The sequence below is a fragment of the Asticcacaulis sp. MM231 genome (assembly GCF_964186625.1).
Taxonomy (GTDB): domain Bacteria; phylum Pseudomonadota; class Alphaproteobacteria; order Caulobacterales; family Caulobacteraceae; genus Asticcacaulis.
Genome location: NZ_OZ075108.1, coordinates 1,702,987 through 1,715,808, shown reverse-complemented (window position 1 = coordinate 1,715,808; position 12,822 = coordinate 1,702,987). Strand labels below are relative to the sequence as shown.

10 protein-coding genes are annotated in these 12,822 nt (G+C 58.4%); 5 read left to right on the top strand and 5 right to left on the bottom strand.

Annotated features, from left to right (window positions below):
* Nucleotides 1–102 precede the first annotated feature (102 nt).
* A complete protein-coding gene (locus tag ABQ278_RS08400) occupies nt 103–2,007 on the top strand; it encodes a tetratricopeptide repeat protein (protein WP_349322086.1) in 1,905 nt (634 codons plus the stop codon).
* On the top strand, nt 1,997–3,520 hold the full coding sequence (locus ABQ278_RS08395) for a tetratricopeptide repeat protein (RefSeq protein WP_349322085.1): 1,524 nt from the start codon (nt 1,997–1,999) through the stop codon (nt 3,518–3,520). Before ABQ278_RS08400 ends, ABQ278_RS08395 begins: the two co-directional genes overlap by 11 nt.
* Here ABQ278_RS08395 and ABQ278_RS08390 read toward each other — a convergent pair.
* The gene (locus ABQ278_RS08390) at nt 3,510–4,409 is read right to left on the bottom strand and encodes a class I SAM-dependent methyltransferase (RefSeq protein ID WP_349322084.1); all 900 of its coding nucleotides are present in this window, start codon (nt 4,407–4,409) and stop codon (nt 3,510–3,512) included. The two genes, ABQ278_RS08395 and ABQ278_RS08390, sit on opposite strands and share 11 nt — an antisense overlap.
* A 112-nt stretch (nt 4,410–4,521) precedes the next feature.
* On the opposite strand from ABQ278_RS08390, the gene ABQ278_RS08385 reads away from it, so the two are divergent.
* Nucleotides 4,522–5,676 (top strand): FkbM family methyltransferase, encoded by a 1,155-nt coding sequence (locus ABQ278_RS08385; RefSeq protein WP_349322083.1) that lies wholly within the window; start codon nt 4,522–4,524, stop codon nt 5,674–5,676.
* Here ABQ278_RS08385 and ABQ278_RS08380 read toward each other — a convergent pair.
* Nucleotides 5,673–6,524, bottom strand: a complete 852-nt coding sequence (locus ABQ278_RS08380; protein ID WP_349322082.1) for a universal stress protein — start codon at nt 6,522–6,524, stop codon at nt 5,673–5,675. The two genes, ABQ278_RS08385 and ABQ278_RS08380, sit on opposite strands and share 4 nt — an antisense overlap.
* 128 nt (nt 6,525–6,652) lie before the next feature.
* Here ABQ278_RS08380 and ABQ278_RS08375 point away from each other — a divergent pair, with 128 nt between their 5' ends.
* Complete coding sequence (locus ABQ278_RS08375; RefSeq protein ID WP_349322081.1) at nt 6,653–7,294, top strand: HD family hydrolase; 642 nt, start codon at nt 6,653–6,655, stop codon at nt 7,292–7,294.
* A gap of 2 nt (nt 7,295–7,296) precedes the next feature.
* Nucleotides 7,297–8,238 carry an NrtR DNA-binding winged helix domain-containing protein gene (locus ABQ278_RS08370; protein ID WP_349322080.1) on the top strand — a complete coding sequence of 314 codons (942 nt, stop codon included), beginning with the start codon at nt 7,297–7,299 and terminating at the stop codon, nt 8,236–8,238.
* Here ABQ278_RS08370 and ABQ278_RS08365 read toward each other — a convergent pair.
* From ABQ278_RS08365 to ppdK, 3 genes are all read right to left on the bottom strand, one after another.
* Entirely contained in the window at nt 8,235–8,936 is a 702-nt protein-coding gene (locus ABQ278_RS08365; RefSeq protein WP_349322079.1) for a hypothetical protein, read from the bottom strand. The two genes, ABQ278_RS08370 and ABQ278_RS08365, sit on opposite strands and share 4 nt — an antisense overlap.
* Before the next feature lie 127 nt (nt 8,937–9,063).
* Nucleotides 9,064–9,963, bottom strand: coding sequence for an OmpA family protein (locus tag ABQ278_RS08360; protein ID WP_349322078.1), 900 nt, complete (start codon nt 9,961–9,963; stop codon nt 9,064–9,066).
* 141 nt (nt 9,964–10,104) lie between these two features.
* Nucleotides 10,105–12,771, bottom strand: a complete 2,667-nt coding sequence (gene ppdK / locus ABQ278_RS08355; RefSeq protein ID WP_349322077.1) for a pyruvate, phosphate dikinase — start codon at nt 12,769–12,771, stop codon at nt 10,105–10,107.
* Between the last annotated feature and the right edge of the window lie 51 nt (nt 12,772–12,822).

The window sequence follows — 12,822 nt, the reverse complement described above, 5'->3', positions numbered from 1 at the left end:
CCCAAAACAGGAATGGCTTTGCCCCGGCCCCCATATTTCTTTAGGATGTTTCAGGCGAATCTCTGTTTACAGGATGGCACGTCAGTGCCTTTGGAGCTAGTCATGTCGCTTCGCGTAAAACAGCAAAAGAAATCAGGCCAGAATTTACCGGCGGCGCCCGTCAGTTTGTCCATTTTTCCTACCGGCGCGTCCACAGCCCCCGCCTCGCTGGCGATCCATGTGCCCAACGATATTCCCACCTTTAAGCCGGTGGAGGTCTTTAATCCGGCAGCACAGATTCTGGGCGATTCCGGATCCTCCGAAGCGCTGAAGATCCTGCTGAGCGCTACCGAACACATCAAGCGTACCGATACACTTAATCTCTTGAAAGATGCACTGGAGCTTTTCCGTAAGGGCGATTGGCAAGGCGGCGGAGACTGCGCGCTGAAAGCGCTGCATGTTGATGAAAAATCACCAGAAGCCTGGCATATCCTCGCGGTATCGCGTGACAAGTGCAACGATTTTTCCAGCGCCATCACCTGCTATGAGACCGCGCTAAAGCTCCAGCCGGAAAATCCGGCCATCGCTAACGATCTTGGGCGCCTCGCCTACAAGATGGGCATGCACGAACTGGCGGAGAAATTCTTCCGCTTTTTTCTGGCAAAAAGCCCGGGCCATGTCGAGGCTGTCAACAATCTCGCCAGCGCCATGAGGGAACTCAACAAACTGGATGAGGCGATAGAGTTACTACGTGGCGCCATTGGTGAGACGCCTAACGACGCCCAGTTGTGGAACGCCCTCGGCACCATCGTCAACGCTCAGGGCGACATGGCCAACGCCATCATCTTCTACGAAGAGGCCTTGCGCCACAACCCGACCCATGTACATGCCCGTTATAATCTCGGCAATGCCAAGGCTGTGGCCGGTGATGTAGAAGCCGGTCTGCAGGACCTGCTTACGGCCTTGCCGATGTTTAACGATCCGATCAACACCAACACCTGCAAACTCAGCATTGCCTTCTGTTACCTGCATTTGCAGAATTTCAATGAAGGCTGGAAATGGTACGAGGCACGCGACAAGAACGACACCTCCGAGAAGGTCCACCACATCATCAATCGGCCGCGCTGGAAATCTGACATGCCGGTCAAGGGCAAGCGCATCTTCGTCTCGGCCGAGCAAGGGCTTGGCGATGAGATCCTGTTCGCCAATATTCTGGAAGATCTTCTGGCGGAGATTGGTGACGACGGCCATCTTGGTATTGGCGTGGAACCGCGTCTGGTGCCGCTCTTTCAAAAGGCCTTTCCAAGCGCCACCGTGGTCAAGCACCACACCACCAAACACAAAAATCTGCCCGTCCGTCTGTTCCCCGATATCATCCATTGGGAAACCTATGACTATTGGTCGATCATGGGTGACTTCCTGCCACGCTATCGCCTGAGCATAGATGACTTCCCCACCACGACCGCTGAAGGCGCTCCGTATGCCTTCCTCAAGCCTGATCCCGAGCGTGTCGCCTACTGGAAAGCCATCCTGAATGGACTCAACAACAAGCCGAAAATTGGCCTGTTGTGGAAAAGCCTTATCAAGCATTCGCGCCGCGACCGCTACTATTCGCCTTTCGCGCAATGGGAAGATATCCTCCGGCTCGATGGTGTGCAGTTCATAAATCTGCAATATGGCGACACCTCGGAAGAACTGGCCCTGGCGAAGGACATGGGGTTGGATATCTGGACGCCACCTGGCATCGACCTCAAGAACGATCTCGACGATCTGTCAGCCCTATGCAGCGCCATGGACTGCATTCTTTGCCCGGCCAACGCCACCAGCAACATCGCCGGCGCCGCCGGCGCCACGGTCTGGCTGATCACCCCAACCAATTCCTGGACCTGTCTCGGCACCGACTATTTCCCATGGTACCCGTCGACCCGCGTCTTCTTCTCGGACTCGCTGCTCGACTGGACACCGGTGATGAACCAGGTCAGGGACGCCCTTGTCGACGTCTTTATCGATAAGCCCCATGTCGCTTAAAGACCTTATGGCGCAAGCCGCCAACGCCGAAGCGGAACTCAACCTGCCCGGCGCCTTGGAAGCTTACGAATTGGCATTGGCTCTGGCACCGGAATCGCTCGATATCGCCGGCCGTCTGGCCGCGCTGGCCTTCCGGCTCAACCAGTGGCCCATGGCCGAGAAACTGCTCGCTCATCTGATCACCCACGGCCAGCACGACATCGAAACCATTGCCAGTTTCGCCGCCGCATTGCGCGAACAGGCGAAATTCGATGAAGCCATCGACGTGCTCAAGACCGTGCTTGGACAAAAACCCGAAGAGTTGGCTTTGTGGGAAGGCATTGGTTCCATCATGGTGGCGCAGGGCGATATCAGCAATGCCCTGACCTTCTTCAATGAAGCCCTGCGTCTGACACCCGGCAATCTGCATGCGCGCTTCAACCGGGGCTGCGCCCTGATGGATGGCGACGACAAGACGGCGGGGCTGGAAGATCTGGCCGCCTGCGCCACGGCTTTTCATGATCCGGACAATCTCGCCTCGGCCCAAATCGCCTATGGTCAGGCCTTGCTGGCGACCGGCCGTATCGCCGAGGGATGGCGCGCCTATGAAGGCCGCGAACGCTATGGCACGACACGGCAAGTCCACTATAGTCTGTGGTCAAGGCGCTGGCGCGAAAATCAGCCGCTTGCAGGCCGCAACCTATTCGTCAGCGCCGAGCAAGGCCTTGGCGATGAAGTACTTTTCGCCTCAATTCTGCCCGACCTGATACGCGACCTGGGTCCAGACGGCCACCTGAGCCTGGGTGTCGAGCCACGTCTTGTGCCGCTTTTCCAGCGTAGTTTCCCGCAAGCCTCCGTCGGGGCACACCGCACCCAGATAATCGATGGCGTTTTGCAACGCAGTTTTCCAGATATGGATACCGGTGCCTCCGATGGCTGGGCCCTGATGGGCGATTTCCTGCCGCTTTACCGCAACAGGATTGAAGATTTCCCCACCGCCAATACCTTTCTTAAGCCCGACCCGCAGCGTGTCGAGCACTGGCGCGACTATTTGAACGCGCTCAGCGACAAACCCAAGGCCGGCATCTTGTGGAAGAGCCTGAAAAGCGGCGCACAGCGCGATCGCTATTTCACACCCTTTGAGCAATGGCGCGATGTGCTCAAACTTGAGGGCGTCACCTTCATCAATCTGCAATACGGCGATTGCCGTGAGGAACTGGCGCAAGCTGTTGCCGAAGGCCTGTCCATCCATCCCCCTCAAGGCATAGACCTCAAGGACGATCTCGACGATCTGGCGGCGCTGTGCACCGCCATCGATGTCATTCTCGGTCCTTCCAACGCGACGAGCAATATCGCGGCAGCCTGCGGTGTCTCGACCTGGATGCTCAGTCCCGCAGGTAGCTGGCTCAGGCTCGGTGCGGAGCATTATCCCTGGTATCCCAGTGCACGCCTGTTCACCCCTCCGCATTTGGGTGACTGGAAACCCGCTATGGACGATATGCGTCAGGCGCTGTTTGAGCGTTTTAAGCTCTGACACGCGCGACAAACACCAGCCCGTGCCCGAGCAGGCCCGTCTTTTCGGCAAAACTGTTCGGTAAAGGGTAGATCAGGCATTTCTTAATCCAGGTGATAGCGGCCACAACACGGCACACAATAGTCCCTTCCGGAAGTACCTTGCGCAGCCAGGCACGCAAGCCGGTGGCGATCACTACCCCATACGGCGGTGGAAAACCGACATAGACCACTTCAAAGCCTGCACCTTCAAGGGTTTGGGTTAAGGTCTCGCGGGTGAACTGATTGACGTGCTCCGGCCAGTACAACGCGTTGGAATCCTTGCCGCGAAGATAACGCGCGTAGCTATTGTAGTTGGGTACAGAGCCAGCAACCGCTCCACTGGTCGCCATATGCGTCCTCACCTGCGCCATAAATTCACGCGGATATTTAATGTGCTCCAAAACCTCAAACAGGGTGAAGAGGCTCAAATCGCGCGGCATCTCCTCAAGAGACAAATCGCGTATATCGACACCGAAAGCTTCATGTCCAGCCGCCTGTGCCTGAGGATTGGTCTCGATTCCTAGTGCCTCGAACCCCAGCGCAGCTTGTGCCGCCACCGCTATGCCCACCCCTGCGCCAAAATCAACCGAACGGCCGTTAGGCTTCGTCCCTCCCCGCGCCAGCAAGCCCGTGATCAGGGCCGTGCGGTCAGCAACAGCGCGGTCATAGCTGGAGGCATCATTGCCCGAATTATACAGCGACCGGGTCTTGTAATAGTCATGCAGAAAAGCATCCGACGGATAGGGGTGCATGAAAATGAAACCACAATCGCGACATTTAGCGGTATGATAAGCCTGATCATTGAGGGCGTATTTGAGCGCAAGATTGTGTTTGCCGCAAGACGGACACGCCGTATCGTCCCTGATCATGTCATGCCTTTCACGAATCGCAACCTTAACAGCATCCCACAAGAAGGCCGGCATCGTAAGATATTCTTAAGCCGAAGCACCGGCTAATAGGGTATAGTTTCGGAATATGATCATGCCCACGGTCTCCCCCCTTCCCTCCTTCGAACCAGGCAAACTCGATCTGACGAGTACCGCTTTCAGGGCTTGGCTTGCTGAGGAACGCGCGCGCAAGCTGTCGCTGGATGTAGCGCACAAACCACTTATACTGATCGGCGCGGGCTCCTATCTCGCACGGGATTTTGTCGCAGATGTCGTGGCTAAAGGTCGCGTGGTAGCACTGGTCGATAACGTTCGTGCGGGGCAGACTTTTGAGGGGATCCCCTATATCGGTGACGCGGCGCTGGGTAATCTGCTGACGCGCACTCCGGACGCCATCGGCCTTCTGTGCTGCGGTTCGGAAAACGCCATCAACCATTTTACAAAGGCATGGGGTCATCGACCGCAGCCTCTGCTGAGCTATTTTGAAGTCATCAGCCTGTTGCCCGATATCGCCAGCCATAACTATTGGTTCGTGCCAGCCTTTTCCGATCCGGAGCAGATCGCCGCAATCCATGAAAAGGCCGGCAAGGTCTTCAGCGATGCCTTGAGCCTGCAAACGCTCGACGCTCTGATGCTGTACCGCCTGACCTGGGATATCCGCCACATCGCGCGGATCGCCAAACCGGAAAAGGCCATCTATTTCGAGCCCGACGTCATGCCCATGACCAACCACGAACGTCTGGTCGATGGCGGCGCCTATGATGGTGATACGGTGCGTGACTTCATCACTAAGACGGGCGGCCATTACGATCACATCCACGCTTTCGAAATCGACCCCGTCAATGCCGACGCCTTCGCTTTCAAAACGCAAGACATTAAGCACTTGGACCTGCACCGGGTCGGTCTTTGGAACCAGAGAGCCGAAATGGGCATAGAGCAACGCATAGATAATGGTAGCCGCGTGAGCCAGAACGCCAAGGTTACCGTGCCACTCGACGCCATGGACAATATGGATCTGGGTGCGGTCAGCCTGATCAAACTCGATATCGAGGGCGCGGAAAACCAGGCTCTGGAAGGTGGCCGAAAACTGATCGAGACTCACCGTCCCAAGCTGGCCGTCTGCGCCTATCACAAGGCCGACGACTTCCTGACCATCCTCGACACCTTGTTATCCTTGCGTGACGATTACCGCCTCACCTTGCGCCACTATTCACCGATTTTGTTCGACAGCGTGATCTTCGCGCTTTAGTGCGCCATATAAAGGTTAAGCTGCGTATTTTGCAGCAAGGCCCGTGTCGTGCCGCCAAAGGCGAATTCGCGCAGGCGCGAACGGCCGAACGCACCGGCCACCATATAGTCAGCCTGATGGCGTTCGTTGGCACTCAAAAGCTGATTGAGAATATCGCCTTTTGGCAGCACATCGATCTCAACAGCCAGCCCATGCGCGGCATAGTAGGCAGCCAGACGGTTGAGATCGGAAGGAGGATCGCCGCACGGTGCGCCGGTAACCACAACCTTTGACGCCTTTTTCAACAGTGGCAGCCCCCGACGCGCTGCGCGCGATGACGGTTCACGGCCATCCCAGGCCACAAGGGCCGTACCACCAATATCGAACGGTTTGCGCGCAATCAGAACGCCGGCACGCTCTTCCATCAGCACCTGCTGGAAGGCTTCGGATAGCATGCCCTGTCCCTTGGCGCTTAGCTCGGAAAAGACCATCAGGTCCGACAAGCGCGTTTCCATGGCCAGATCCTGCCACACCGGGGAGTTCAAGGCAGTAAAGAGCTTACCTTCATAAGTAATAGCGCCAAACTGGGAGCGCGCCATGACTTCGGATTCCTCAGCCGCCAGTTTGAGACTATCCATGGTCGACATCTGCACCGTGCCCGTAAAGCCTTCGCCCAGCCAGGGCGCCAGTTCGGCCGGATCAGGCGGCGTAAACAGGATATTCAGTTGGGCCTGAAACGCTTCGGCGACCTGCGCCGCCAGCTCAAGCGCCAGGGTTTCGCTCACCGCGCCACTGACCGGAACACTGATGCGAGACCATGCCTGACCTGTGACCTTTTGCCGGCCTTGCTTTACGATGCTGTCAGTCATCTGTTTCTCCTGTTTTTGTGTATAGTCGCTATTTTGCCGCCCAAAGCTTGGAGGCTTGCTATAGGTATATACCCTCTGAGATAAAAACCCGATGCGACAATTCGCATTTTGACCTTTCATGTGACACTATGTCTACCCCTGCCGCCAAATCAAAGCCGAAACTGAAACGCACGATCAAGGATGCGCCGCCACGCGCCTGGCAAAGAATGCTGTCAGGCCGCCGCCTTGATCTGCTCGATCCCTCCGCCATCGATATTGAGATCGACGACATAGCGCTAGGCCTGTCGCGGGTGGCGCGCTGGAACGGCCAGACCCTGGGAGACTATGGCTTCAGCGTCGCCCAGCATTGTCTGGTGGTCGAAGAGATCTGCGCCCATATCGACCCCAATATCACCGTGCCGCATCGCCTGATGGCCCTGCTGCACGATGCCGCCGAATACGTCATCGGCGATATGATTTCCCCTTTCAAAGCGGCGCTCGGCTTCGATTACCGGCGCTTTGAAAACCATCTCGAACAGGCCATCCATATCCGCTTTGGTCTGCCAGCCCTGATGCCAGCGCCCGTCAAAAAACTCATCAAGCAGGCCGATCACGCCTGCGCCTATTTCGAGGCCACCCAGCTTGTTGGTTTTTCCGACGCCGAGGCGCGTGAATATTTCGGCGAACCGCCCATAGGGTACAGCCTGACCATCACGCCCCTCTCAGACCGTCAGGCAGGCGAAGCTTTCGTGGCGCGGTTCAACCACCTTCTGTCCGAGATGAAGCGCTGACCATGAACCTCGCCATCGAACTCTCAGCTGTGGTGGTGACCGTCAAGGACAACGAGGCACTGGTTTTGTGCCTTAACCTGCCCAAAGGCGGTGCGGCCTTCGCCCTCCCCTCCGGTCCTTTCGTGCCGCAGAACCACCGCACCTTTGATCTCGCCCTGCGCGCCTTCGTGCGCGAACAAACCGGCTTTGACATCGGCTATGTCGAACAGTTGTACAGCTTCGGCGATGACGGACGCCAGGGTATCGCCGCCACCGCGCCTGAAGATGTCCGGGCCATTTCGGTCGGCTATTTGGCCCTGACGCCGCAGGCCGGATTTCAGGCGCGCTTTGACGCGACCTGGGTGCCCTTCCATCGTTTCTTTCCCTGGGAAGACTGGCGCAAAGGCGAGATCAACCCCGATCTCGAAGCCTTGCATCCGGCCTTGTCACGCTGGTGCGAAGCCGCCGATTCCGCACAGGAACGCGCACTCAGGCTACGTCGTGTCGCCACCCTGTTTCCAGAGGACTTCGACAACTGGAATGAGGAGCGCGTACTCGATCGCTATGAATTACTCTACAATGCCGGTCTGGCCGGAGAGGCCTGCCGCGCTCATGGTGAAGCGGGTATGTCCCTTTATGGTGGCGAACCCATGGCGTCTGACCATCGTCGCATCCTCGCCACCGGCCTGTCGCGCCTGCGCGGCAAGCTGAAATACCGTCCGGTTATTTTCGAGCTCATGCCGGAACGCTTTACACTGCTGGAATTGCAAAAATCGCTGGAAGCCCTCTCAGGCCTGCGCCTGCACAAGCAAAACTTCCGTCGTGCCCTTGAGCGGACTGGCTTCGTGACTCCACTGGGCATCATGCGCGAAGACACCGGTGGTCGCCCCGCTGAACTTTATAGCTACGATCAGGACCAGTTTCGCTTCGGCCCTTCGCTCGGCCTAAGCCTGCCCAGGGCTTAGTTCAGTCCGCCCAGACGTGCCGCCTGCGCCATCCAGTTTTCCCGCACTATGCGCTGTGGCGACTGGATACGGCTCGACATCCACGCCACGTTTTCGGGCGACCAGCCTGCGAGTTGCCAGTAATAATAGATGCCCAGCGCATTGAGTTCGCTCTGTTTGCCGGCATCGATGCCCGAAATGACCGTCAAATCGTCCGGCGCTGTTTGCGGCACACCGACGCGCGACGGCTCAAGGCCGCTGCCTGCCTGCTGAACCGCGGCCTCGATGCTCTCCGGCGTCATGCTGGCGAGACTCGAAATGCGCCGTTGCAGGCTGTTATCGAAACGACGTATCTGAACATTGCCAGGCACATGCGAAGACGCCACCATATCAAGACGAGCGGAGTTGCTTGGCGGCGCATAGGGGGCCTTGTCGGCTAATGGCTTGTCCGCTAGGGATTTGCCGCCAAAGGGTACGACTACGCCAGACGTAAAGGCCTCGGCTGCAGCATCGAGATAAGCCACCGGCTGCGGCACCGGTGCTGGTTCGGGCGTCGTCTCCGCCACGGCCAGGAGCGGCTCATCTTCGAAAACGGCGCGAGGGCGCTCAAAAACGCTGTATTCGCTACGCGCGCGTCTCGCGATCGTCCAGCCCAGCCAGGCCGAAACCAGAAAGGCGCTCAACAGCAGCAGCAAGGATTTCAGGATCAGGATCGTCATGGCTTCCCCTTAGCGCTTTTTCGGTGGGCTGACGCGCTTGGCAATAAAGCCGGTGATCAGACCGAGCATAGCTGCTCCCGCCAGTAACCAACGCAATTCCATAACCAGATGCAGCATGGTTTCCCCCTTAGCTCGCGTTGACAGTGAAAACGACGCGGCGATTGCGGGCGCGTCCTTCCGATGTGGCGTTATCGGCCACGGGCAAAGCGCCACCAAAGCCGCGCACGATCACGCGATTGGCGGGCAGACCGCGTTTGACCAAAGCATCGGCCGCGGCCTGCGCCTTGGCCTGCGAAATGGTCTGGTTGACGAGACCGTCCCCCCCATTATCGGTATAGCCCGAAACCGTCAGGCGCACCTGAACCGGACAGGCGGCCACCACCTTATAGACATCGTCGATCAGGCGCTGGCTTTCCGGCGTCAGGTCGTAGGTGCCTGATATATAGCTTAGCTGACGCTGCCCAACAACGGCATCGAGATCCTGATCGCAGGAGCGCGCCACCTGGGTGCTGGCCTCAAGAGCCGAATCCCCGGCAACACGCGGCCCATCTCCGGGGGAGATCGAAGCCACAACGGTAGCGCCATCACCATGGATAATCTCGATTGGTGCCGTGATCGGCGGTGTCGTGGTCGGCAGGGCGGAGTGATCATTATAGGCGGGCACAGGCGGGCTGACGTTCGCCAAGTGAGCCGTCGCCCTGACGCCATCCACCACCTGAATATCGCTGATCGGGCTATTGACCAGAGCCCCGCCCGGCAGGACCGGCGCATTCATACTGACCGCCGCCAAAGTCGCCTTAGCCAGCATGAGTTGGGCTTTGGCTTCCGAGGTTTCGGTTGTCGCGTGTAAGGTGACACTCTGGCCGGAGACATCGGCCTTGACCTGCGTAAGTCCTTTGACCGTCAGGGCCTGATCGATACTGGCCTTGAGGTCGGTCTCCATAGCCGGCAGCATGCGGTAAAGCCCGACAGCACTCAGCACTACCAGGCCCGAAAGACCTGCAATCCAAACGGCCTTGGCTGTCATCGGTTACCCCCACACGATAAACTAGTTCAAATAGCGTTAACCTTTTTATCGCGTGCCGGCGCAACACACAACCACCCAAAACAACTGAGAGGGGACAAATAAATTGCCCCCTCCCGGATGTGCTTTCGATGTAACGTCTTATCAGCCCTTGGCGGCAATCGCCGCTTGCGCTGCGGCCAGTCTTGCCACCGGTACGCGATAGGGCGAACAGGAGACATAGGCCAGTCCGGCGCCATGACAGAAGGCGATCGAAGCCGGATCACCGCCGTGTTCGCCGCAGATGCCCATCTTGATATCCGGACGCTGCTTCTTGCCCTTTTCAGCCGCAATCTTGATCAGCGCGCCGACGCCTTCCTGATCGAGCGAGACGAACGGGTCCTTCTCGAAGATGCCCTTTTCGATATACGGGTTCAGGAAGCGACCCGAGTCATCACGGCTGATGCCGTAGGTCGTCTGGGTCAGGTCGTTGGTGCCGAAGGAGAAGAATTCGGCCGTTTCCGCCAGCTTATCCGCCAGCAGGGCGGCGCGCGGCAGTTCGATCATGGTGCCGACCATGTAGGGGATATCCTTGCCCTTGGCGGCGAAGACTTCCTTGGCGATGGCATGGGTCATGGTCGTCAGATAGGCCATTTCCTCGCGCGTGGCGACCAGCGGGTGCATGATCTCCGGCTTCGGATGACCGCCGGCAACCGCCACTTCCACCGCCGCTTCAAAGATCGCGCGGAGCTGGCTTTCGTAGATTTCCGGGAAGGTGACACCGAGGCGGCATCCCCTCCAGCCCAGCATGGGGTTGGTCTCGGAAAGTTCCTTGGTGCGCTTGTAGAGTTTTTCTTCGCCCACGCCCGAAGCCTCGGCTACGGCCTTCATGTCTTCCGGCGTATGCGGCAGGAATTCATGCAGCGGCGGATCGAGCAGACGGATGGTCACCGGCAGGCCGTCCATGATCTGGAACAACTCGGCGAAATCCTTCTTCTGCATCGGCTGGATCTTTTCCAGCGCCTTGCGGCGTCCGGCTTCGTCATCGGCCAGAATCATTTCGCGCACCGCCGAGATACGTTCGTCATCGAAGAACATGTGCTCGGTACGGCACAGGCCGATACCTTCAGCGCCGAAACCGAGCGCCGTGCGGGCATCGGCGGGCGTTTCGGCGTTGGTGCGGATGGCCAGCGTCTTATATTCGTCGGCCCACTTCATGATCTGGTGGAAATCGTCCGAGAAGTCCGGCTCGATCATTCGGATAGCACCCTTCATGATCTCGCCCGACGAGCCATCCAGCGTGATGACTTCGCCATGCTTGAAAGTCTGACCGCGCGAAACGAACTCGCCGCGCTCGGCATATATGCTCATCTCGCCGGCGCCGGAAACACACGGACGGCCCATGCCGCGCGCCACAACGGCGGCGTGGCTGGTCATACCGCCGCGTGCCGTCACGATGGCGCGGGCAGCGTGCATGCCGTGGATATCTTCCGGCGAGGTTTCGTCGCGCACCAGGATCACAGCTTCGCCAGCCGCAGCAAAGCGCACGGCGTCATCGGCGGTGAAGACGATCTTGCCGGAGGCCGCACCGGGCGATGCCGGCAGACCGCGGGCGATGACCACCTTCTCGGCCTTGGGGTCGAGCATGGGGTGCAGCAACTGATCGAGCGCCGAGGCGTCGATGCGCATCAGAGCTTCTTCGGGCGTGATCAGGCCTTCCCTGGCCATATCGACGGCGATTTTGAGCGCAGCCTTGGAGGTGCGCTTGGCGTTGCGGGTCTGGAGCATATAGAGCTTGCCCTGCTCGACCGTGAACTCAACGTCCTGCACATCGCGATAGTGATTTTCGAGCTTATCGACCGTTGTCTTGAACTGGTCGAAGACTTCCGGCAGCGACTCTTCCATCGAAAGCGCGCGTTCGCCCATTTCCTCGCGGGCCTTTTTCGTCAGGGCCTGCGGGGTGCGGATACCGGCCACCACGTCTTCGCCCTGCGCATTGAGCAGGAACTCACCGTAGAGATCGCTGTCGCCATTGGAGGGGTTGCGCGTGAAGGCGACGCCGGTGGCCGAGGTCAGGCCCATATTGCCGAAAACCATCGACTGAATATTGACGGCGGTGCCCCAATCCTCGGGGATATCGTGCATCTTTCGATAAAACTTGGCGCGATCGTTCATCCACGAACTGAACACGGCCTTGACCGCGCCCCACAGTTGTTCCTTGGGGTCTTGCGGGAAGTCGCGGCCCAGTTCGGACTTCACCATCGCCTTGTAATCCGCGATGATCTTCGTCCAGTCCTTGTCGGTGATGTCGGTATCGACCGTCACGCCAAGGCGGTCCTTGTGATCGTCCAGAATGTCTTCAAAGCTGTGATGGCTGACGCCCAGCACGACATTGGAATACATTGTGATGAAGCGGCGATAGCAATCAAGCGCAAAGCGGCGGTCGCCGGTCAGTTCGCTCAGGCCTTCGACGGTTTCATCGTTGAGGCCGAGATTAAGCACCGTATCCATCATGCCCGGCATGGAGGCGCGGGCGCCGGAGCGCACCGACACCAGAAGCGGATTGGACACCTGGCCGAAGCCCTTGCCCGTGCTCTTTTCCAGTTCGGCCAGGGCCTTTTCAACCTCGTCAACCAGACCTTCCGGCAGGGACAACTCGTTTTTGAAATAATGGACGCAGGCTTCGGTCGTGATGGTGAAACCTGCTGGAACCGGCAGGTTGAGCGACGACATTTCGGCGAGATTCGCCCCCTTGCCGCCCAGCAGGGCCTTCATTGAGGCGTCGCCATCGGCCTTTCCGGCCTTGAAAGCGTAAACCCAGTGCTTTGACATGAACTTTCCCTTTTCATTTTCAAGCATGACTTGATATTTTAAGCGAGGTGT

Excerpts from the sequence above, each read along its gene's own strand:
- ABQ278_RS08400 (WP_349322086.1), top strand. The coding sequence starts at position 103 with ATGTCGCTTCGCGTAAAACAGCAAAAGAAATCAGGCCAGAATTTACCG.
- ABQ278_RS08395 (WP_349322085.1), top strand. The coding sequence starts at position 1,997 with ATGTCGCTTAAAGACCTTATGGCGCAAGCCGCCAACGCCGAAGCGGAA.
- ABQ278_RS08390 (WP_349322084.1), bottom strand. The coding sequence starts at position 4,409 with ATGATCAGGGACGATACGGCGTGTCCGTCTTGCGGCAAACACAATCTT.
- ABQ278_RS08385 (WP_349322083.1), top strand. The coding sequence starts at position 4,522 with ATGCCCACGGTCTCCCCCCTTCCCTCCTTCGAACCAGGCAAACTCGAT.
- ABQ278_RS08380 (WP_349322082.1), bottom strand. The coding sequence starts at position 6,524 with ATGACTGACAGCATCGTAAAGCAAGGCCGGCAAAAGGTCACAGGTCAG.
- ABQ278_RS08375 (WP_349322081.1), top strand. The coding sequence starts at position 6,653 with ATGTCTACCCCTGCCGCCAAATCAAAGCCGAAACTGAAACGCACGATC.
- ABQ278_RS08370 (WP_349322080.1), top strand. The coding sequence starts at position 7,297 with ATGAACCTCGCCATCGAACTCTCAGCTGTGGTGGTGACCGTCAAGGAC.
- ABQ278_RS08365 (WP_349322079.1), bottom strand. The coding sequence starts at position 8,936 with ATGACGATCCTGATCCTGAAATCCTTGCTGCTGCTGTTGAGCGCCTTT.
- ABQ278_RS08360 (WP_349322078.1), bottom strand. The coding sequence starts at position 9,963 with ATGACAGCCAAGGCCGTTTGGATTGCAGGTCTTTCGGGCCTGGTAGTG.
- ppdK (WP_349322077.1), bottom strand. The coding sequence starts at position 12,771 with ATGTCAAAGCACTGGGTTTACGCTTTCAAGGCCGGAAAGGCCGATGGC.